This window comes from Myxococcales bacterium, assembly GCA_016706225.1.
GTDB lineage: Bacteria > Myxococcota_A > Polyangia > Polyangiales > Polyangiaceae > JADJKB01.
On record JADJKB010000021.1, the window covers coordinates 17,062 to 38,048 of the forward strand.

Annotated in this window: 16 protein-coding genes; 9 read left to right on the top strand and 7 right to left on the bottom strand. The window is 67.7% G+C overall.

Going from position 1 to position 20,987, the window contains the following annotated elements:
* Positions 1-22: 22 nt before the first annotated feature.
* From IPI67_24795 to IPI67_24810, 4 genes are all read right to left on the bottom strand, one after another.
* Positions 23-1,558 (bottom strand): hypothetical protein, encoded by a 1,536-nt coding sequence (locus tag IPI67_24795; protein ID MBK7583395.1) that lies wholly within the window; start codon positions 1,556-1,558, stop codon positions 23-25.
* Between the two features lie 326 nt (positions 1,559-1,884).
* The gene (locus IPI67_24800) at positions 1,885-2,757 is read right to left on the bottom strand and encodes a hypothetical protein (protein ID MBK7583396.1); all 873 of its coding nucleotides are present in this window, start codon (positions 2,755-2,757) and stop codon (positions 1,885-1,887) included.
* 36 nt (positions 2,758-2,793) lie between these two features.
* Positions 2,794-4,029 (bottom strand): serine/threonine protein kinase, encoded by a 1,236-nt coding sequence (locus IPI67_24805; protein MBK7583397.1) that lies wholly within the window; start codon positions 4,027-4,029, stop codon positions 2,794-2,796.
* Between the two features lie 182 nt (positions 4,030-4,211).
* Positions 4,212-5,450: a hypothetical protein gene (locus IPI67_24810; GenBank protein MBK7583398.1), complete on the bottom strand. Its 1,239-nt coding sequence runs from the start codon at positions 5,448-5,450 to the stop codon at positions 4,212-4,214.
* 264 nt (positions 5,451-5,714) lie between these two features.
* Here IPI67_24810 and IPI67_24815 point away from each other — a divergent pair, with 264 nt between their 5' ends.
* The gene (locus IPI67_24815) at positions 5,715-7,427 is read left to right on the top strand and encodes a hypothetical protein (GenBank protein MBK7583399.1); all 1,713 of its coding nucleotides are present in this window, start codon (positions 5,715-5,717) and stop codon (positions 7,425-7,427) included.
* Between the two features lie 40 nt (positions 7,428-7,467).
* On the opposite strand, the gene IPI67_24820 is transcribed toward IPI67_24815, so the two are convergent.
* Positions 7,468-8,427 (bottom strand): hypothetical protein, encoded by a 960-nt coding sequence (locus IPI67_24820; GenBank protein MBK7583400.1) that lies wholly within the window; start codon positions 8,425-8,427, stop codon positions 7,468-7,470.
* A gap of 47 nt (positions 8,428-8,474) precedes the next feature.
* Complete coding sequence (locus IPI67_24825) at positions 8,475-10,001, bottom strand: serine/threonine protein kinase (GenBank protein MBK7583401.1); 1,527 nt, start codon at positions 9,999-10,001, stop codon at positions 8,475-8,477.
* A gap of 95 nt (positions 10,002-10,096) precedes the next feature.
* On the opposite strand from IPI67_24825, the gene IPI67_24830 reads away from it, so the two are divergent.
* Complete coding sequence (locus IPI67_24830; protein ID MBK7583402.1) at positions 10,097-11,044, top strand: serine/threonine protein kinase; 948 nt, start codon at positions 10,097-10,099, stop codon at positions 11,042-11,044.
* 158 nt (positions 11,045-11,202) lie between these two features.
* Entirely contained in the window at positions 11,203-12,258 is a 1,056-nt protein-coding gene (locus IPI67_24835; protein MBK7583403.1) for a hypothetical protein, read from the top strand.
* Positions 12,259-12,264: 6 nt separating this feature from the next.
* Here IPI67_24835 and IPI67_24840 read toward each other — a convergent pair whose 3' ends face one another.
* Positions 12,265-13,584: a sigma 54-interacting transcriptional regulator gene (locus IPI67_24840; protein ID MBK7583404.1), complete on the bottom strand. Its 1,320-nt coding sequence runs from the start codon at positions 13,582-13,584 to the stop codon at positions 12,265-12,267.
* Positions 13,585-13,732: 148 nt separating this feature from the next.
* Between IPI67_24840 and IPI67_24845 the strand changes: the two genes are divergently transcribed.
* The 6 genes from IPI67_24845 (at position 13,733) to IPI67_24870 (ending at position 20,975) form a co-directional block, all read left to right on the top strand.
* Complete coding sequence (locus IPI67_24845; protein ID MBK7583405.1) at positions 13,733-14,620, top strand: CAP domain-containing protein; 888 nt, start codon at positions 13,733-13,735, stop codon at positions 14,618-14,620.
* Positions 14,621-14,624: 4 nt separating this feature from the next.
* On the top strand, positions 14,625-16,286 hold the full coding sequence (locus tag IPI67_24850) for a hypothetical protein (protein MBK7583406.1): 1,662 nt from the start codon (positions 14,625-14,627) through the stop codon (positions 16,284-16,286).
* 416 nt (positions 16,287-16,702) lie between these two features.
* The gene (locus IPI67_24855) at positions 16,703-19,132 is read left to right on the top strand and encodes a sodium-translocating pyrophosphatase (protein MBK7583407.1); all 2,430 of its coding nucleotides are present in this window, start codon (positions 16,703-16,705) and stop codon (positions 19,130-19,132) included.
* Positions 19,133-19,354: 222 nt separating this feature from the next.
* The gene (locus IPI67_24860) at positions 19,355-19,816 is read left to right on the top strand and encodes a mobile mystery protein A (protein ID MBK7583408.1); all 462 of its coding nucleotides are present in this window, start codon (positions 19,355-19,357) and stop codon (positions 19,814-19,816) included.
* Entirely contained in the window at positions 19,813-20,409 is a 597-nt protein-coding gene (locus IPI67_24865) for a mobile mystery protein B (GenBank protein MBK7583409.1), read from the top strand. The genes IPI67_24860 and IPI67_24865 overlap by 4 nt, the downstream gene beginning before the upstream one ends.
* Before the next feature lie 410 nt (positions 20,410-20,819).
* Positions 20,820-20,975, top strand: a complete 156-nt coding sequence (locus tag IPI67_24870; protein MBK7583410.1) for a hypothetical protein — start codon at positions 20,820-20,822, stop codon at positions 20,973-20,975.
* The last annotated feature ends 12 nt before the right edge of the window (positions 20,976-20,987 follow it).

Below are 20,987 nucleotides of genomic sequence, written 5' to 3' on the forward strand. Positions count from 1 at the left end.
GTTCCTGCCGTGGCGGACCCGATCAGAGCAGGCAGGTCCCGTTCTTGTAGGAGCAACAGAAATAACCGCCCTGTTTGACGCAGGTGAACGAGGCTGGACACGACCCACAGTTGACCGTGCCGCCACAACCGTCGGGCGCATTGCCGCAGTCACCGTAGGACGGGCACACGTCGTCGTAGGTCTTCTTCACGCAACACCCGCTCTGGTAACAGATCGAGCCAGTCGCACAGTTGCAGTCGGGGCAGGTCGAGCAGTTCTCACCGTTGTCGCAAACGCCGTTCGGACACGGGGGCGGCAGGCAGGTCCCGTTCGCCTGACACGTCTCTCCCGACTTGCAGCTGCCACAGCTGCCGCCGCAAGCGTCCGAACCGCACTGTTTTCCAGTGCACTGTTTGGTACAGCAGGCCGCGTTGTAACAGACCTTCCCGGTCCCGCAGGCACAGTCGGCGCAGGTCGAACAGTCTTCGCTCGACTCGCAGGTCCCGTTGGGACACGAGACCGACGGCGTGCAGGTGCCGCTCGCAGAGCAGTTTTCTCCAGCCGGACAGGAGCCGCAGCTGCCGCCGCAGCCGTCGCTGCCGCATTGTTTGCCGTTGCAAGCTTGGGTGCAGCAGCTCCCCGCCCCCGTGCACACCTGACCCGAAGTGCAGGCGCAGTCCGCCGAGCAGTTGTTGCAGTTCTCCCCGGACTGGCAGCTCTTGTTGCCACAGACGACGTCGAGCGTGCAGGTTCCAGCGGCGCAGGTTTGTCCAGTCGCACACGAGCCGCAGGTGCCGTTGCATCCGTCCGAGCCGCAGGTCTTGCCCGCGCAGCTGGGTTTGCAGCACTGACCGTTGACACACGACACACCCGCCCCACAGGCGCAGTCCGCACAGTTCTCACAGGTCTCGGCTTTGTCAGCATCACATACCGCGTTGCCACACGTCGCCGATGTGACGCACGAGCCTGCCTGACAGATCTGGCCGCCGGGACACGTGCCGCAGCTCCCGCCGCAGCCGTCCGCTCCGCACTTGCCGGTCGGGCAGCTGGGTGTGCAGCACTGCCCACCCACACACACGCCCGACGCGGCACAGCCGCAGTCGGCGGGGCAGGTCTCGCAGCTCTCGCTCACGTCGCAGGTTCCGTCCCCGCAGCCCGCCTGTTTCAGGCACGAGCCCTCGGTGCACACGCTGCCCGCCGTGCAGGCCCCGCAGTCGAGTGCGAGCCCGCAGCCGTTGTTGGTCACTCCGCAGGCGACCCCGAGCTCGGTGCAGTTCTTGGAGGGACAGCCCGTTCCGCACTGGTTCACGCCAGCGCCGCCGCAGTTCTGACCGGTGGGGCAGTCACCGCAGGCGAGGACCTTGCCGCATCCGTCGTCGATCGCTCCACACTGGGCGAGGGCAGCGGCGCAGGTGCGCGGCACACACGCATCCGCGCCCGACCCGGCGTCGGTAGCGCCCTTGAGGTCTTCGAGGCTGGACGAGAGCGAGCAAGCCGGGACCAAGAGCGCAGCAAGGACGACGCAGCCCACCACCGCGAGAACGGCGCGACAAGCTCGCGCGGCACGGAGGGTGAACATGCCCGCCAACATACCACCAGAACAACCGCGGTCCCAGGCGGCGCTCGCAGCCCAGCGTGCCGCAAGGATCCGCGGCAGCTTCATGCCCCGTCAGCGTCTGCTCGGGTGCCTGCGTGGACGTGACCACCGACCCGAACAACTGCGGCTCCTGTGACGCCGCGTGGCTGCCCGCGCAGATCTGCGTCAAGGGCTACTGCATCTGTTCGTGTCCCGCCGGGATGACCCAGTGCGGACAGGCGGCTTGCTCGTGCGTGAACACCGAGACCGATCCAAACCACTGCGGCCTGTGTGGAAAAGCCTGTCCCAAGCTCGTGCGCCGCTGCCGGTCACAACCCGGGCGGCGTCCGCCGGCTCGCGCTGCGTACGGCCTCGGCCAGCTCCCGCGAGCCCCGCAGGCAGGCGAAACAATCGCCGCGACCGTCAGGCCCGCAGCCCGTGCGCCGGGCGAGTCGACGCAGGCCCCCAAGCGCCCGCCGGTCAGCGTCCGAAATGGCGCGGTGAACGAGCAGCGCGGCGCCTTCGCAGTCACGGATGCGTTCCAATTCGACGGCGACGGAGAGCGCCGGAGAGCTCGCGGCGCGCGTGCTCGGGGAGAGCAGCAGCTGTGCGGCGACGATCGAGAGCACGCTGCCTTTGGCTGCGCTCTGCCGAACGCTGAAGATCAAGTCCGTGGCCCGGCTCGCCCCGGACGCCGCGAGTGCGCCCAGCACTTCGGGCCCAGTGTCCGCGCGCCGCGCCAGCGCGAGGAGCTGCCGGCGGTCCGCCTGTGAGATCCCATCGACACCCGCGTCGATCAAGGCCCGCGCGGAGCGCAGCTCTCGTACTCGCTGCCCCTCCGTCAGCGCCAGCACCTCCGTGACGCTGCGGGCATCCGCCGGCATCATCAGCAATCGCTCGAGCGACGCGCCGTCACCCTCGATCGCGAGCGGCACTAGCTCCGTTTCGTGCTCCGAGTCCTCCACCCGAGCCACCGGTGATTCAACCGGCGCAGCGGGCTCCGGAATCGCCTCGCCCGACCCTGCAGCGAGCGCGGAGATCAACACGAACAGGGCCGCGATCGAGCTGCTGATCCAGACCCACCGAGGTAGAGGCGGCTCGAGGGGAATGACGGGCGGGTCGTACGTGTCGGTCCAGGCAACCGGCGCAATGGATGACGGTCCGACCTCGACCGGAGTTTCGTGGGTGTGTGAGCGGTGCATGGGGCTCCTTGGCTTCGGACAACGTGGGGCAGCGGCTCAGCGCTCGAGCGCGAGATCGAGCACGTCGACGGTTGGAATGAGCTCGTCGTGAACTGGCCGACCCTCGCGAGGCCGCTCGACGCGCCAGCTGGCCACGCCGCGTTCTGCAAGTGGCAGCTCCGGCGCGACGCGCGCTTGAACCAACCAAACAGCGAGGGCCGCCGCCAGCGCAAACACACCGAGCCCGAGCGTCAAGCCGAGCCCATGTCCGCGCGCGCGCGGCCGAGCGTCGACCCGCGGCACGCTCGGGCTCGCGGCGCTCGTGTAGAGAGCCCAGAGTTCCCGCAGCTGGCCGAGCACGCGGGCAACCTGCACTGGATCACCGAACCCGAGCGCGAACGCCTCGACCGCAAATGCGTCCGCGACCTCCAGCGCCGAGGCCGGGCGCCGAGTGGGCTCGCGCTCCAGACAGCGCATGATGATCGAGCCGAGCTCCTCCGGCAGATCGCCGGCAACGGCGCCGATGTCCGGGATCTCTGCGTAGACGATCGCAAGCATGGCCTCGCCCAGCGAACGCGAGCGGAACAGCGGGCGGTCCGCAAAACACTCCCAGGCCGTCGCGCCGAGCCCCCAGAGATCTGCCAGGAAGCTCACCCGCTCCGGCGCGACGAACTGCTCCGGGGCCATGTACCCGACGGTCCCCTTGACTCCGCCGGGGCGTGTGCGGCTGGAACGCGTGCGCGCCCGTGCGATCCCGAAGTCGACCAGCTTCGCCCGACCGTCGAAGCCGACCAGCACGTTCTCAGGCTTCACGTCGCGATGAATGACCAGGAGACTCTGCCCGTCGCGGTCGCAGGCTGCGTGGGCTGCCGACAATCCCAGCGCAACTTGCGCCAGCACCGCGGCGTGAAACCCGCTCGGCAGACGCATGCCGACCCGGCGCGCGCGCTTCAGGATGCGCGCGTAGGACCAGCCTTCGACCAGCTCCAGGCGCAGGTACGGCGTCCCGAACCAGCGCCCCGTGTGCAGAACTCGCGCGACGTTCTCGTGGGTGATCCGCCCGATGATGCGCGATTCGTCGAGCAACATGTGGACGACCGCGAGGTGCGTCGCAACCTGGGGCAGGAGCATCTTGAGCGCAACGCGGTCGCCCCTGATCAAGCCCCGCGCGCTGTAGACGGCCGCCATCCCGCCCTTGCCGATCAACTCCTCGACCACGTAGCCATCCACGATTGAACCGGGAGCAGGCAACGTCGGGGGACTCTGGACAGCGGAGCTCGCGAGCTGGGTCATGCAGTGCGGAAGAGCACGGAGCGTGCCGGGAGCCGCGCTTCGACTGAGCGCACAATCGTGCCGCTCGGCTGGAAGTCAGAGGCCTTTGTCCCGGCGTCAAGGCCCATGCGCTGGGGCAACCCGCGACTCCCCGGTCCACTCGGTCAGACCACCCTGGTCTGTTTCATCCAACCAGCCGGCGCTCAGGGCATGCAGCAGACGGTGAGGGTCGGTCCCGCCGTCGCGCTACCTGTGGGCGTGGAGCCCGAGGGGGTACAAGGTCCGCTTGCGGCGTGGTTCGTGACCTCCAGATACCGCGTCTCCGAGCTCACCGCTCCGCTGACCTCGACCGCCGTGCACGACGCGTCGAGAGGGGTGCCCTTGCCGCCACCGGAGCCGCCGGCACCACACACACTCCCGTAGTAGTCGGTAACCTGCGCGCTACAGTCCAACGCGGGCGCGCCGCACCCACACGGGCTGCAAGCGCGCGAGTCGCTGAAGCCATTTCTCAGATTGAGCTTGGCGTTGAAGGGCACCGGGCACGACACGTTGCCCAGGGCGTAGACACAGATCCGCTCGAACGGTGCGGGGGCTTTGGCGATGCACTCGCCGGCGCTGCAGCCACCGGAGGTCTTGCCGCTCGAGCACAGCCGAGCCGGACTGTTCCATTTGGCCGGCGCGACCACGGGGCTGCCTTGGCTGCTCGCCTGGCATGCTCCGGACGACACGGGGTAGCCGTAGTCGACGGTGGCTCCAGTTGGATACGCGCAGCCGGTCGCGCAGTGCACGAAATTGCTGGAGTAACAGCCTCCGCTGGGCAGCTTCGTCCACTTGGGCTGGCCCGTGCACGACGCGTCGCCGAAGTAGTCGACCAGGAGACCACTGCAGGGCACGCCGCTCGCGGGAGCGCAAGAACAGCTGATTTGTCCGCAGTTCGCGGCTGGAGCGACCAGCACGTCCCCGCCCGTCACGCTCTCGACCGGGTACGCGCTCGGACAAGAGCCGAGGCTCGGCGCCTGACCGAACACGAACGGACCCTTGAAACCATTCGGCGCCGCGACACAAGCAAAGCCCGCGGACTGGCACTCCGGATCGGCGCAGTCGATCAGCGAGTCCGCGTCGTCATCGACGCCGTTCGTGCAGTTCTCCCCGCCAGCTACTCCACCCGTGCCGCCCGCGTTCGTGCCCCCACCGCCGGGGCCCGTCCCACCGCCGCCGGCGTTCGTGCCGCCGGCGTTGATGCCAGCCGCGCCGCCCGTCGTGCTGCCCCCGAGCCCGCCAGCTCCACCCGACGGGGTTGCACCCGAGCCGCCGCTTCCCCCCTTTCCCCCGGACGCCGCATCACTGTCCGGTTGATCGTCGTACGCGCCGTCGATGCCCAGGACCGCCGAGCAACCGAGGCCCAGCTGGGCGAATAGCAAACACGTGAACCCGAGACGCACGCGACGACGATACCACGGGCGGATGGCGGGACACCGGCTGCGCCGTTTGCGATGCGGCGGAGTGCCGCGGCCAACTCGTTGGTGTGGTGCAGCCGACTGGTGGTGTGGTGCGCCAGCCCACGGCGGCGGGTGAGCCCTGCCTCGGGGCTCGCTTCGATGCGACCTCGCGTCGGTTCGAGCACCCTCACGAGAGATCCCCGCTGCCGCTGGAAAAAGCCCCCGTGGCACGCGTTCTGCTCTCTCGGCGACCGAGAGGTGCACGCCATGTTCAACGCTCGAGCCACGCTGGTCCTGTTCTTGTTCGCCACGTCGGGTTGCGCCGTCGCCGAGCCGGGCACCGAAACCAACAGCGCCTGCGAACAGGCAAGCACCTGTTTTCAGTTCTGCGTGTGCGCAAGCGGTGAGGTCGAGCAGTGTGCTTCGGCCTGCGACGAGATGGGCCAGAAGTCGCCGGTCGGCGGGGGATGGGCAACCGGCGGTGGCGGCCCAGGCGGCAGCGGCGGCAGTGGCGGCGTGACCGGCGATCCACCAGCGTCATCCGGCGGCGCCGCGACCGGCGGCGCAGGCGGCAGCCCGGCAACCGGTGGCCAAGGCGGCGCCAGCAGCCCCGCGGGTCCGCTCGCCAGCGGGATCGACATCGCCGAGATCGCCGTCTATCAGAGCGTGAAGATCCCGATCGTCAAGGCGGGAAGCGCAGTCACGAACAAGAACGCGCCCGTGGTCGCGGGTCGACCGGGGCTGGTGCGGGTATTCGTGAGTCCCAAGCCCGCGTTCAGCCCGAGAGAGCTCCTGGTGCGGCTCACTCTCGCCGAGAAGAGCTGGGAAAAAAAGCAGGTCGTGAGCAACGCGTCGACGGACGAAGCCCTCACCAGCACGTTCAACTTCGAGCTCGACGGAGCCTCGATCTCGAAGACCACCGACTTCTCGGTGAGCATCGAGGAGACGGCGACAGGCCCCGCGGGCGACACGTCCGGGGCGCGTTATCCCAGTCAGGGAACCCAGCCACTCGGCGCGAAGGACGCCGGCGGGAAGCTCGACGTCGTCGTCGTTCCGATCGTGGTCGGCGGCCAGAGCCCCGATACCAGTCCCGCTCGCCTCGAGGCCTACCAGAAGCGGCTGTATCAACTATTTCCCGTGCCCGAGGTCAGCGTCACGCTGCACAGCCCGGTGACCTACTCCGGAAGCATCAGCGGGCAGAGCGGCAACCAGTGGAACGCGGCGCTCGACTTCCTGTACTCGAAGCGAGCGGCGGACGGAGCCAAGCCCGATCAGTACTACTATGGGGTGTTCGCGCCCGCGCCGAGCTTCGCCCAGTACTGCTCCGGCAGCTGCATCGCGGGGCTGAGCGCGCTGTCGCCGGCGGACGACGCGTTCAGCCGCGGTTCCATCGGCCTCGGTTTTTTTGGACAGAACGGCTCCTTCGACAGCCCCGACACCATGAGCCACGAGCTCGGCCACGCCCATGGTCTCCCGCACGCACCCTGCGGGGTCTCCGGCGCCGGGGCGTTCCCCTACGCCGGAGCCAAGATCGGCGCATGGGGTTGGGATCTCCTCACCTCGACGCTGCTGTCACCGACCTCCCGCGTCGACGTGATGAGCTACTGCGATCCGACCTGGATCAGCGACTTCAACTACGATCGGCTGTTCCAGCGCGTGGCCCACGTCCATGGCGTCCAGAGCCAGATGTACGTCGAGCCCGGGCGTGCACCAGGCCGTTTCGTCTCGGTCCTGGTCGACGACACGGGCGCGCTCAGCTGGGGCAGCACTCATGAGCTCTCGGATCCCGTGCTGGGCGACGCACTGGAGCTCGAGCTCGTCGACGAACACGGTGTGGCTCAGGGCAAGACACCCGCATATCGCTACGGCTTCAGCCACACCGCCGGCGAGCTGCTGCTCGTGCGCGAAGCCTCCGTCAGCTCCGCTCACTCCCTGCGCAGGCCGGGTCAGGCCACGCTCGCCGTGGCCGGGCGGCGCTGAGCGCCCGAAACCGGGCGCGTGGGCGCCGCGGTCGAGCGCGTCAGAACTCCGCCGACAGGCTGACCGAACGCCGAGAGCCGAGCTCGAGCGAGAGCCGTGGGAAAGCGCGGCTCTCGCTCTTCGCCGGCCGCTCCGGGCGCAAGAACAGATACGTCGCACCCACGAGCGCGCCAATGCCCACGCCGAACGAGATGGTGCTGATGGTCGCGAAGCGTTGTCCGCTGTCGACCGCGTCGCGTCCCTCGGCGTTGCACACTCGCCCGGGGCAGTTGTCATTGATGGTGGACTTCTTGCTCTGAGCCATCAGGCCCGTGACCGTACCGACGACCACACCCAGCGCGCCGACTCCGCCGAGCACGTAGGCCGCCGTCGGTGCACCCGCCCGAGGCGCTTCTTGCGCCGGCTGGGCGTTCGTCGCGACGGGCGGGGCCTCGGCGGACAGCGTGAACGCGACCGCCTCGGACTGGGCAGGTCCCAGTTGAACACTGCGCGCGACCCGCGCGTGCCCGGGTTGAGCGAGCACGACCTGGTGTGGTCCCGGATCGAGCTCGACGAGCTTGCCCACGACGAGAGTCACGTCCTGGTGATCGAGTGTGAGCCGAGTGCCAGCGACCCAGGTGCCGGACACGGTGATTCGCACGGAGGCGATGCTGCGTGCCGCCACCGCGCGCTTGCGGATGGCAACCGCCGCGCGCTCGGCGTGCTTGCTCGCCTCAGCGGGTGGTAGACGACCGATGGCGTCCAAGAACTTTCCGTAGTTGTCCGCGGCGGTCTTGGCTTTGCCCCAACCGAACTGACACTCCGCCAGTGTGAAGAGCACGCCGGGCAGCGGATCGATGACGTAACTCTGTTCGAGCAGCGGGCACCCTTGCTCGAACTTCCCAGCCAGAAACGCCTCTACTCCCCGCTCGAACAACACCTCAGCGCGCTCCGCCGCCCGCGCCTTCGATGCGCCGAGACAGAGTGACAGAGACAGCGCGGCGACCGGCAGCAGACGCATTCGGTCCCGACTCTAGCCACGGATGTGGTCGCGCGACCAGTGCTCCCCTATTCGCGCTTGTAGAGGCTCGGGCTCTTGACCGTTGGCTGGGGTTTGACGTGTGGAACGAAGGGTTTGCCGACCCGCGGCTTTCGCTTTGCGACGGGCAGCGTGGCCGTCGGCGCTGCGCTCGCGGACAGAGCCGGCTCGGCGGACGCAGGCGCCGGCGGGGCTGCCACCTGGGCTCGAGCGGCAAACGCCCGCAGCTCTGGGGCGGCTTTCGACAATACGCTGACCGGGTCGTCGCTGCGCTGCCCGAAGAAGAGCGCGACCAGCAAACCAAGCGCGACCACCCCCGCGGCGATCAGCGCCGGACGCTGGCGGCGCGGCCGCGCCCAGCGCGTGTCCACCGAGAGCTGACTGTCCGTCTCCGCCGCTCGCACCTCGGCGTCCGGGCCTGGAAGCGGCACGGTATCCGTGCCGTCTTCCGAGGGTTTCCCCTTTGAAAATTTCGGGTCCATCGGGAACATGCGCGGGGTCTTCGAACCGTCGGCATGCAGGCTGGGCGACGAGGTCAAGCTGGCCCGGAGCGCACCGAGGGTGTCCGGATCGTCGTGGAGTGAGGCTTGCTCGAGCAGCTCACTGAGCACTGCGCTCCGCTCCTTCAGAACCTCGTGCGCGACGTCCTGCACGAACTCCGCGACGGCGCGCTGGCTCGCCATTTTCGCGAACTTCTCCAGGTCGTGCGCCATCTGCACGGCGGTCTCGTAGCGCTCGGCCCGGTCGCGGGACAGGCCCTTCACGACGATGCGGTCCAGCTCCGGGCTCACGCCTGCGCGATGGGTCGACGGCGGCAGAACCTCAGCCTCGAGCAGCCGATAGATCAGCTCCCCATCGTTGCTCCCCACGAACAGGCGCCGGCCGGCCAACGACTGCCAAAGCACCACCGACGCGCTGAACACGTCAGTCTGACGATCGGCCACGCCGCCACGGATCTGCTCCGGCGCCATGTAAGCGAGCTTGCCGCGCAGCTCACCCTCGCGGGTCGTGTGGAGCTGCGACACGGCCTTGGCCACCCCAAAGTCGATCAATCGCGCGACACCGTCCACCCCGACCAAGATATTTTGCGGTGACACGTCCCGGTGCACGATGCCTAGCGGGTGCCCGGTCTCGTCCTTGGCATCGTGGGCCGCGTGAAGTCCGTTCAACGTTCCGACGGCGATGCTGACGGCCACGTCGATGGGGATGCCATGGCCGGCATCCGCCAGTCGCTGCAGCTGCGACAGCGGCAGCCCGCGCACGTATTCCATCACGATGAACAGCTCGTCGTCGTCTTCGACCACGTCGAGCGTCTGCACGACGTTCGGATGGGTGACCCGCGCCGCCAGCCGTGCCTCGTCGATGAACAGCACCTTGAAGTCGTGCTGCCCCGCGAAGTGCGGGTGCATGCGCTTGACCGCCACGGTCCGGGCGAACCCCGCGCGCCCGCGCTGCCGCGCCAGGTACACGGTCGCCATACCCCCCGTGGCGAGGGCTTCGAGCAGTCGATAGCGTCCCGCCAAGATGATGGGCTCAGATTGTTCCGCGCGGCTCACGGGTCCGTGGAAGAATAGGCAGAGCCGCGACCGCTGGCCAGGCGAAGCCCTCTTCTGCCCGCGCTCGAGGCCTGGATCGCGAAACGACCGACGAAATGACCACCCTGGGTGTGGACGCGAGCCCCGTCGGCCCCGGGGACATCTTGGACCGGCACGTCATCGTCGAGGAGGTCGGCCGCGGCTCGACCGCGAGTGTGTTCCGTGCTCGCAACCTCGACAGCGGCCAGGATGTCGCGCTGAAGCTGCTGCGGCCAGATCTGGCGCTGGTCGAGTCCGCCGTCTCGATGTTCGCCGACGAAGCCAGGATCGCATCGCGCATCGTGCACCCCAACGTGGCCCGGGTGCTCTCGACCGGAGCCCATCAGGGCGCGCCCTTCATCGTGCAAGAGCTGGTCGAAGGGCTCTCCTACTCCGAGGCCCGGGCGCGCGCGGCAGATCGGGGGCTCCGCTTCGAGCTCGCAGCGCACCTGTCCGTCCTCGCGCAAGCAGCCGAGGGCTTGCACGCGGCCCATGAGACCCGTGGCGATGACGGCCAGTCGCTCAACATCGTGCACCGCGACGTCAAACCAGAGAACATCCTGCTGGGCCTCGACGGGCGAGTGAAGGTGGTCGACTTCGGCATCGCCGCGGCCCGAGATCGCAGCACCCGGACTGCCACGGGCGCGACCAAGGGCACCCTGGCCTACCTGGCGCCGGAGCAGATCTTGTCACCGCGCGACGTCGACCGGCGCGCCGATCTGTGGGCGCTCGGAGTCGTGGCTTGGGAGGCGTTGAGCGAGCGACGATTGTTCTTCGACAAGATGGAGGGCTTGACCATCTGGAACGTCGTGCACCAGGAGATCCCCGCGCTCGAAGTGGGCGGCAGGTTGCCCGAGCCGGTCGTCCGCGTCATCCAGCGGTGTTTGTCCCGCGATCGCGCCGCGCGACCCGCCTCCGCGGCGGCCGTTGCCGAGCTCTTCGAGGCCGGCGCCCAGACCGCCGGCCAGAGTGGCACCGCACTCGTCGCGCGCCTGCTCGCCGGGCTGTCCGCAACTGCCGGCTGACGCGGCGGCGAGCGCTCTCGAGATGGTCGGGTGCGCCAGTCCATGGTCGGCCGAGAAGGTCCATCCGGGCCGCGCGCACCGCCAGGAAACCCGCGCAATCGTCGGCCAACCCTGCCGGGCACGCCGGCTGCATTGCCCTCGCCTCGGAGGACTCACGCATGCTCAGACTGTCACTGTCCACGATCGCCGTTTTGCTCTTGGGCACCGCCGCGGGGTGCTCGACGAATCCAAGCGGCGATTTGCAGGCGCAGCCCGAGTACTGCAAGAGCTCGCTGCAGACTTGCTTCGAGTTTTGCCTGTGCGCGACCGGCGAAGCGGACCGCTGCTTCGACGCCTGCGACGACGGTGCGGGCGGTGGAAGCGCGGCCGGACCTGGCACGGGCGGTGCGGGCGCTGCTCCAAGCTCCGGTGGTTCAGGCAACGCCCCGAGTGGTGGCGGCACACCGGGCGCCGGCGGCGAAGGCAACACTCCAGGCGGCGGCGGAACGCCCGCCAGCGGCGGCACACCGGGCGCCGGCGGCGCTCCGACAGGACCGAGCTGCGTCGGTCATTGCGGCAGCTCCGAACCGGTTGCCGGGACCTGCTACTGCGACAGCGAATGTCAGAAGTACGGCGACTGCTGCCCCGATCTGGCCGCTGCCTGCAGCGGTGGTAGCGGCGGAGCAACCGGCAGTGGCGGGGCGACCGGCTCGGGGGGCGGCAGCGGGCAAAACACCTGCGGTTCGTGGCCCGCAGGAACGACCGGCGTGGCAAAGGACAACACCCTGCCGCAGAACCTCTCGTGGACCGGCTACCGAGAGAATTCCTCGACGCCCTCGTCGGTCAGCATTCAGGACTACCGCGACTGCGACGGCACCAAGGGCATCCACGCACTCCTGATCATCACCGGCCAGCCGGGCTGCGGCGCGTGCAAGAGCGAGGCGGCCATCCTCGAGGCCAAGATGGCGACCTGGGCTCCCATGGGCATCAAGGTGATCACGCTGATGATCGGCAGCGTCTCGACCGCAGGCACCTGGAAGAACCAGTACGGCCTGAACAAGAGCGCGGTCCTCGCGGACTCGATGCCCCCGTCGATGGCCTACTCGAACACGATTGGCACTCCCATGCAGCACATCGTCGACCCGCGCACGATGAAGGTGGTCTTCACCCAGATGGGTGCAGGCGGCAGTGTGTTCAGTCAGCTGGAACAGCTCGCCCAGGCGAACAAGAAGTAGCGTGGGTCAGCGGATCTCGTGGCGCTTGAGCAGCTCGATCAGGTAAGAACGATTCATCTGCCCAACCCGCGCTGCCTTGCGCACGTTGCCCTCGGCGCGCTCGAGCAACGCCTGCAAGTAGCGCTTCTCGAAGCGCTCCAGGAGCTCGCCGCGGGCGTCCCGATATGGGCGAGCAAGCACACTCTCGATGATGTCCTCGCCAGCCTCGGCTTGCCCGCCGGGGTCGGCGACCGAGTCGACGCTGGGTTGGCGTCCCATTGCCAGCGCGCTGGCCACCAGGTTCTTCAGCTCGCGCACGTTGCCAGGCCAGGCGTAGCTGGCGAGCTCCTGCATCACGGCCTCGTTGAACAGATCCGACGCCGCCTCCTCACCCCCGACCTCGCGGATGAAGTGCTCGATCAACAGTGGAACGTCCTCGGTCCGGCGCCGCAACGCGGGCACCTCCAGCACGACGACTCCCAGGCGATAGAACAGGTCGAGGCGAAAGCTGCCGGAGTTCACGTCGCGGCGGAGATCGCGGTTCGTCGCCGACACGATGCGGACGTCGACTGGGACCTCTTCGCTGCCGCCGAGGCGGGTGAATCGTCGGCGCTCGAGCGCACCGAGCAGCGACGCCTGAAGCGAAGGCGGCAGCTCGCCGAGCTCGTCCAGGAGCACCGTGCCTCCGTTGGCCCGCTCCAGCGCGCCGGCGCGCCGGCGGTCAGCCCCCGTGAACGCGCCTCGCTCGTGACCAAACAACTCTGCCGCAAAAACACTCGGTGGGATCGCAGCACAATCGACCACCACGAAGGGCGCCTTGGCGCGGGGCGACAGGTCGTGAATGGCCCGTGCGATGAGCTCCTTGCCGGTCCCGGACTCCCCGATCAGGAGCACACTGACGTCGCTCGCCGCCAGCTTTCGGATGTCCGCCATCAGGCGGCGCATCAGCGGCGATTTCCCGCGCAATCCGCCGAGCGTGTCCTCGTCGAACAGGCTCTGCATCACGACATCGCCGTCTTCTATGGCGAGCGTCACGTCGCCCAGCTTGAGGCTGGCAGGCACCGACAGCGAGACCGTGGCGTCGCGCACCAATACCGGGCCGATGCGCGTGCCGTTCGTCGATCCGAGATCGGTGACCCGCACTGCGGTCGCATCGCGCTCCAGCGTCAGATGGAAGCGACTGACCGTCGGGTGGGTGGCGATCAAGTCGTTGCCCTGGGCGCTACCGACGGAGACACTCTCACCCCCGAACACGCTGGAGGCAGCGCCTTCGACGCCCGAGAGGGTGAGACGCATCGACCGGACCGGCAGCCCGGCGATGGCCGCCCGAAGCGTCGAATCCTGCATTGATTCGACACTAGCAAAGCCCGGCTCCGGGCGTCGAATGGACTGCTCGACCGCACCCGGCGGTTGGGTGCGCCATACCAACGGTCGGCGCTCGGGGCGGTAAACTCCCGTGTTTCTCCTTGGCACGAGCGCTGCACTCGTCCCCGGCGTGATGCGGACTCCCCTGATTCGCTGGCTCGGCACGCTCGGCGGGCTCTGCCTCGCCCTCACCGCTTGCACCGGAGAGATCGGTCCACCGGAAGGAGACGGCACGAACAGCGCGCTGTGTGAGCAGGCGTCGAGCTGCTTCCAGCTCTGCCTGTGTGCGGACGGCGCGCCCCAGGCGTGCAAGGTCGCGTGCGGCGAAGGGGCTGGCGGCGGTGCTGGCGCCGGTGGGGGTGAGACGGGCGGCGCACCGAACGCGGGCGGCGTGGGCGGCGCGCCTTCCGGCGGCGGCACGAGCGCGGGCGGCGCGGGCAGCGCGGGCGGCGCGCCTTCCGGTGGAGGCACCAGCGCAGGCGGCGCTTCGAGCGGCGGAGCTCCGTCGGGCGGCGGCGGCGGCGCCGGCGTCGGTGGCGGCAGCGCGGGCGCAGGCGGTGGCGCCGGCTCCTGCGGAGACGACGGCACCGGCTGGAGCTCCAGCTTCCAAAATTTCGAATGCGAGGTGCTCGCGCTCGTGAATCAGAAGCGTGCGCAGGGCGCATCGTGCGGCGGTGTTCCCTACCCGCCCGCGGGACCGCTGACGAGGAACGCCCTGCTCACCCAATCCGCGCGGGGACACGCCAAGGACATGGGCGACAAGGGCTACTTCAGTCATCAGGGCCTGGACGGCAAGAGCCCGTTCGATCGCATGAAGGAGGCCGGCTACTCCGGCGGCACCATGGGCGAGAACATCGCCGCCGGCCAGCCGAGTCCTGCGTCGGTGGTCGAGGGCTGGATGCAGAGCACCGGGCACTGCCAGAACATCATGCAGGGCAAATACAAGGACCTGGGCGTCGGGTACTACCTCGGCGCGCAGGGCTACAAACACTACTGGGTCCAGAACTTCGGTGGATGAGCCCATGAGAAGCGTGCACAAGTTCCTCTGGCTGTGTCTGCTGGCGTTGACGACCACGCTCGTCCCGCGACCCGCTCTGGCCAAGACCGCCGAGCGACGTGTGCTCGTGACGGAGTTCAGCGGCGAGGACGCCGACGGCGTGCGCTCCGGTGTCCTCAGCGCGCTCGCTCGTCGCAAGAAGATCCGCTTGGTCTCCCTGCGTCACGCCGTCGACGTCGCCGGCGATCTCGACGCAGATCTTGGCAAGCGCGCCGGCGTCAGCCGGGTCGCACGCGCGCTCGGCCTCTCCGCCCTCGTCGAGGGTGAGGTCAAACAGCGCAGGGGTTCGGTGGAGGCCACGCTGCGCGTGCTGTCGCCCAAAGGACAGGTGGTCGAGACCCGAAAGCTTCGCGCCGCGTCACCCGAAGAGCTGCACGACAAACTCGAGAAGACGACCTGGCGCCTGCTCGGCAGCAGCATCCGGGAGCTCGCACCAAAGACGGACGGCGGCCCACAGCGCATCGTGCTGACACACTTCGACGGCGCCGGAAACGCGGCCGTACGAGGCTGGGTCGCGGGCGCGCTGAAGCGCCGGGGTGAGCTGGCACTGGTTCCGGACAGAGAAGTCCCCAAAGACCTGGCGCGGGGCGCCGACGACGAGAACGAGTCCGACATCATCCGCATCGCACAGTCGGTGAACGCCGCGGCCGTGATCGTCGGCGAGGTCACGCGACGAGGCCGAACGCACCTGGCGCGCATCAAGCTGATGAGCGGTTCGGACGGTGGAGTCCTGGGTGAGTACGAGTTCGACGCGCCCTATCTGGGCGGCATGAAGGCGAAGATTGACCGCGACCTCGCGCCCCGCATGCAGCCGGCCCTGTCGTTGGCCAAGGCGCCCGTGCCACCGCGTGAGACCATCCCGAGCCGGGACGCCGAAGCGGACCGAGGACAAGGCGCGCCGAAACTGAGCAAGACGTCGACGGACCGCGGACGCGAGCCACTGCGCGCCACGCTCGGCGCCGGCGTGTTCGCGCGACACTTCCGCTACACCGGTGTGTCCGACCCGACGCTCCGACCCTACGACCTCGGCGCCGCGCCCCTGCAGACGGTCTCGCTGCGCTGGTTTCCCGGCGCCCACTTCACCGACGGCGCGGGCGGAAACTTGGGACTCGATGGGCGCTTCGATCGGGCGGTGCTGCTCGAGACCCGAGCACCGGACGGCACCCAAGCCTCGACCCGCGCCACCCACTGGCTCGCGCAAGGTGTGTTTCGTGTCCCGGTCTCGGCCCACGAGCTCGACTTCTTGCTCGGCTACGGCCAGGACGAGTTCGCCGTCGATGCGAGCTCTACCCGACCGCTCTTGCCCGACGTGAAGTATGGGTTCGTGCGGCTTGGCGCCGAAGGGCGGCTGGTGTTCGGAGACTTCTCACTCGGCTCGATGCTCGGCGGTCGATTGCTGACGGGAGTCGGAGAGGTCGGCGAGGCCGAGTGGTTCCCGGAGAGCTCCGGCTTCGGCCTCGACGCGGGTCTGTTCGCTGAGTGGCAGATCATCCCGATGCTCCGGGCGGTCGTCGCCGGGGACTACCGCCGCTACGGCCTCAGCCTCGGGAGCTCGGGCCCCGCCCGCGCCAGCGCCGCCGTCGACGAGTACCCCGCCGGCTGGGCAGGTCTGCGCTTCACGCCCTGAGCGCCGCCCCCTCCAGGGCGCCCCGCGCCGCCAACGGAGCACCTTCGTCCGGCACGCGAAGCCGCGGGGGGTGATTGGCCCGATTATTCGGCCGCCCAAGCCGGTTGCGTCCGCCTTCGTTTTCAGCGGCTTACGCCCCTACGGCACCGAGCTGTGACAGGCCCGGTTGATTCTGGACTGACAGGCATTTGCGTTCAGGCCCGACTCTGGTAAACGGGCCGCGGTTTCTCCCCCTGCTTTAGGGGGGGCGAGGCGAGGCCAAGCGCTTCGAACGGCGACCCGAGCTGCCCGATTGGTGCTCGTTTCGTCGCACGGACGTGGAAGCTCGCCTCCGCGAAAGCGGAGGTTTAAGCGAGATGTCTATTTGGTCAGCCCGTGGCGCACTGCACAAGGCCACATTCGCTCTCACTTCACTCATGGCGCTGCTCGCGACGTTCTTCGTGAGCGGCTTGGCCCAGGCCAGCGAAGGCCAACCCCACGGCGGTGGCGAAGCCGCGCTGGTCCTGCCGGACCTGGAGAAGGTCCAGATGCTCGGCATGAGCGGCAGGGCGCTCCTGATGGGCGGCCTCGTCGTTTGCGTGCTGGGGCTCGTGTTCGCCTTCATCACCTTGAAGCAGGTGGAGAACCTCCCGGCTCACAAGTCGATGAAGGAGATCAATGAGCTCATCTGGGAGACGTGCAAGACGTACCTGATCACTCAGGGCAAGTTCATCATGATCCTCGAGATCTTCATCGGGGCGATCATCGTGGTGTACTTCGGCGTGCTCCAGCACTTCCCCGCGGAGCGCGTACTAATCATCCTGCTGTTCAGCTTGGTCGGCATCGCCGGCAGCTACGGGGTGGCCTGGTACGGGATCCGAATCAACACCTACGCCAATAGCCGCACCGCATTCGCGGCGCTCGGCGGCAAGCCGTTCCCGCTCTACGCCATCCCACTCAAGGCCGGCATGAGCATCGGCATGGCGCTGATCAGCGTGGAGCTGCTGATCATGCTCTGCATCCTGCTGTTCATCCCGCGCGAGTACGCGGGCCCGTGTTTCATCGGGTTTGCCATCGGTGAGTCCCTGGGCGCCTCGGCGCTCCGCATCGCCGGCGGCATCTTCACCAAGATCGCCGACATTGGCTCGGACTTGATGAAGATCGTCTTCAAGATCAAAGAGGACGACGCGCGCAACCCCGGTGTGATCGCCGACTGCACCGGCGACAACGCGGGTGACTCGGTCGGTCCGTCGGCGGATGGCTTCGAGACCTACGGCGTGACCGGTGTTGCGCTCATCACGTTCATTCTCCTGGCGGTGCCGCAAGAGTTGCTGCAGGTCCAGCTCCTGGTCTGGATCTTCGCAATGCGCGTGATGATGGTCATCGCCAGCGCGTTCTCGTACCTGGCCAACGAGGCCTACCAGAAGGCGACGCTGGGCCCGAAGGACAAGTTCAACTTCGAGCACCCACTCACCGTTCTGGTGTGGCTGACGTCCCTGGTCAGCGTCGGGCTGACGTTCCTGGTCTCGTACCTCCTGGTACCGAGCCTCGGCGGCGACCCGACCCTATGGTGGAAGCTCAGCATCATCATCAGCTGCGGCACGCTTGCCGGTGCCATCATCCCCGAGCTGATCAAGGTCTTCACCAGCACCTCGAGCCGGCACGTCGAAGAGGTCGTCACCTCCAGCCGCGAAGGCGGCGCCTCGCTCAACATCCTCTCGGGGCTGACCGCCGGGAACTTCAGCGCGTTCTGGATGGGCATCGTGCTCATGATCCTGATGGGCGCGAGCTACTGGGTCAGCATGATGGGGCTCGAGACCATCATGATGGCGCCGGCCGTCTTCGCCTTCGGCCTGGTGGCCTTCGGCTTCCTCGGCATGGGCCCGGTGACCATCGCCGTCGACAGCTACGGCCCGGTGACCGACAACGCGCAGAGTGTGTACGAGCTGTCCACCATCGAGAGCATCGAGGGCATCGAGGACGAGCTCCAGAAGGACTACAAGATCAAGGTCAACTTCGAGAAGGCCAAACACCTGCTCGAAGAGAACGACGGCGCTGGAAACACCTTCAAGGCGACCGCCAAACCGGTGTTGATCGGCACCGCGGTCGTGGGCGCAACCACGATGATCTTCTCGATCATCGTCATGCTGACCAATGGGCTGAAACAGGACCTGGACAAACTCTCGCTGATCCACCCGCCCTTCCTGCTCGGACTGATCGCCGGCGGCGGCATCATCTACTGGTTCACCGGTGCGTCGACCCAGGCGGTGACGACCGGCGCCTACCGTGCGGTCGAGTTCATCAAGGCGAACATCAAGCTGGACGGAGTGGTCAAGGCCAGCATCGCCGACAGCAAGAAGGTCGTCGAGATCTGCACGACCTACGCGCAGAAGGGCATGTTCAACATCTTCCTGGTCGTGTTCTTTGCGACCTTGGCGTACGCCTGCGTCGAGCCGTTCTTTTTCATCGGCTACCTGATCAGCATCGCGCTCTTCGGCCTGCACCAGGCGCTCTTCATGGCCAACGCCGGCGGCGCCTGGGACAACGCCAAGAAGGTGGTCGAGGTCGACCTCAAGGAGAAGGGCACGCCGCTGCACGATGCCTGTGTCGTCGGTGACACCGTCGGGGATCCCTTCAAGGACACGTCCAGCGTGGCGATGAACCCGATCATCAAGTTCACGACGCTGTTCGGTCTCTTGGCAGTCGAGATGGCGATGCAGTTCAGCCGCCAGACCAGCGCGATCCTCGCAGTGGTCTTCTTCTCGCTCATGCTGTTCTTCGTCTACCGCAGCTTCTACGGCATGCGGATCCACTCCGGACAGGAGCCGGCGCCGACCAAGAAAGCGGAGCCCGAGCCGGCGGAGTAACACCCGGAGCGGTCGGAACACCGAGAGCGGGGTCGGTCACCACCGGCCCCGTTTTCATTTTGTCGGCGCCCGAGCAGGGGTTTTCGTGCACTACGCCATGGAAGTGGCGTTTAGTCAGGACATACTATGATTTTAGCGCGATATTGTCAGCTAGTAGTCTGATCTCAACGCTCTAAACTCATATTGTGGTATGATTTTCAGGTACTAAAATCAGGTGCTGCTATGAAATCGCAGATTCGCCAAAGAGCGCGTCAGAGGCTCGACGAACGGCTCCTGACGCTCAAGCCACCCGATCGGTTCCAGGTCCCGCCGAAGGGCTGGATCAGGGCGGTCCGCGATGCCCTCGGCATGACGGGAGTGCAGTTTGCCAAGCGGCTGAAGATCAGTCCGCAAAGCGTCGGCGCCCTGGAGCGGTCCGAGAAAAATGGCGCCATCAAGCTCGAGACCCTGCGCCGGGCGGCGGAAGCCCTCGACTGCACGCTGGTCTATGCGCTCGTGCCGAACACCTCGCTCGAGGCGATGGTGCGTGACCGCGCCCGCAAGATAGCGATGCGCGACCTTGGCCGCGTCGCGCACACGATGAAGCTGGAGGCGCAAGGAACCGGCGACGCCGATCTCGAAGCTCGGATCGACGCCTACATTCGCGACACCCTCGAGGACCGCGATCTCTGGGTTCAGGCGTGACGGATCTGTTTCAGGAAGCGGACGACGCGACGCCCGTCGCGCACGAAGAGCGAGAGGGACTCCTGCAGACATGGGTGACGCACCGACGCGACCTCAACGACGCCGAGCAGGGTAACATTCTGAAGGCCGCCATATGGGCGCGGCGCAGCCGCGGCCTCACGGCAGTCGGCCTGCTAAATGACTCCTTTGCTCGGACCTTGCACGAGCGCATGTTCGGTGATGTCTGGAGTTGGGCCGGAACCTACCGGCAGACCGAACGCAACATCGGCATCGATTCCCACCGCATTCCCGTGGCCCTGGTGACGTTGTTCGACGACGTACGCTACTGGGTGGAGCACGCGACCTACGCGCCAGACGAGATCGCACTGAGGCTGCATCACCGGCTGGTCGCCATCCACCCGTTCCCGAATGGCAACGGACGGCACGCGCGCCTCATGGCCGATCTCCTGATCGAGAAACTCGGCGGCGAACCCTTCAGTTGGGGTGGGGGCAGCCTTGCGGATGTGGGCGAGTTGCGCAGCCGATATGTGGCTGCGCTTCGAGCCGCCGACGGCCACGAGCTCGAACCATTACTCGCTTTTGCGCGGTCGTGAGCCCGAGCCGAAGGATCGCGCTAACCTCAGCGTATGCTCTCCCAACGGTCCTCTTCTGCTCTCTTGACCTTGGCCGGCGGGCTCGCGCTCTTCGGCTCCGACGATTCCGGGGGAACTTCGTCGAGCGGCGGTGCGGCCGGGAGTGGTGCGTCTGCACAGACGGGCGGCGCAGCCGGCGGTGGAGGTCCCAAATCGGCGGCGATTTCGTGGGCTGGGTTTTCGAACACTACGCGGAGCTGAGCGGTTCCGGATCCAGAATCTGTGGCGCTCCACAGGCCGCTGCGCTCCGAGCGCGCGAACGCCGCGCGAGTTCCGCGGTCGTATCTCCCGCATCCATCCCGGTCTCCGGGTGCAAGGCGAACTGAGAGCGCTGTTCGGTCGGCCGCAGCGGCCTGGGCTTGCGTCTAGGAGTGATATCCTCGTCCACACACTCCCACGGGCGAGGCCTCGTCGCGCTGGCTCGAGGGGATCGCGACCAGGCGCGCAGTCGCTTCGAGCGGGCGCTGAAGATCGAGCCCAACTATCCGGCCGTGAAGGAAGACCTGGTGGAAGCCCGGCGGCGGTGACTATCGCCATCA

Coding starts and splice junctions, on each gene's coding strand:
- IPI67_24795 (MBK7583395.1), bottom strand. CDS start 1,558: ATGTTCACCCTCCGTGCCGCGCGAGCTTGTCGCGCCGTTCTCGCGGTG.
- IPI67_24800 (MBK7583396.1), bottom strand. CDS start 2,757: ATGCACCGCTCACACACCCACGAAACTCCGGTCGAGGTCGGACCGTCA.
- IPI67_24805 (MBK7583397.1), bottom strand. CDS start 4,029: ATGACCCAGCTCGCGAGCTCCGCTGTCCAGAGTCCCCCGACGTTGCCT.
- IPI67_24815 (MBK7583399.1), top strand. CDS start 5,715: ATGTTCAACGCTCGAGCCACGCTGGTCCTGTTCTTGTTCGCCACGTCG.
- IPI67_24820 (MBK7583400.1), bottom strand. CDS start 8,427: ATGCGTCTGCTGCCGGTCGCCGCGCTGTCTCTGTCACTCTGTCTCGGC.
- IPI67_24830 (MBK7583402.1), top strand. CDS start 10,097: ATGACCACCCTGGGTGTGGACGCGAGCCCCGTCGGCCCCGGGGACATC.
- IPI67_24835 (MBK7583403.1), top strand. CDS start 11,203: ATGCTCAGACTGTCACTGTCCACGATCGCCGTTTTGCTCTTGGGCACC.
- IPI67_24840 (MBK7583404.1), bottom strand. CDS start 13,584: ATGCAGGATTCGACGCTTCGGGCGGCCATCGCCGGGCTGCCGGTCCGG.
- IPI67_24850 (MBK7583406.1), top strand. CDS start 14,625: ATGAGAAGCGTGCACAAGTTCCTCTGGCTGTGTCTGCTGGCGTTGACG.
- IPI67_24855 (MBK7583407.1), top strand. CDS start 16,703: ATGGCGCTGCTCGCGACGTTCTTCGTGAGCGGCTTGGCCCAGGCCAGC.
- IPI67_24860 (MBK7583408.1), top strand. CDS start 19,355: ATGAAATCGCAGATTCGCCAAAGAGCGCGTCAGAGGCTCGACGAACGG.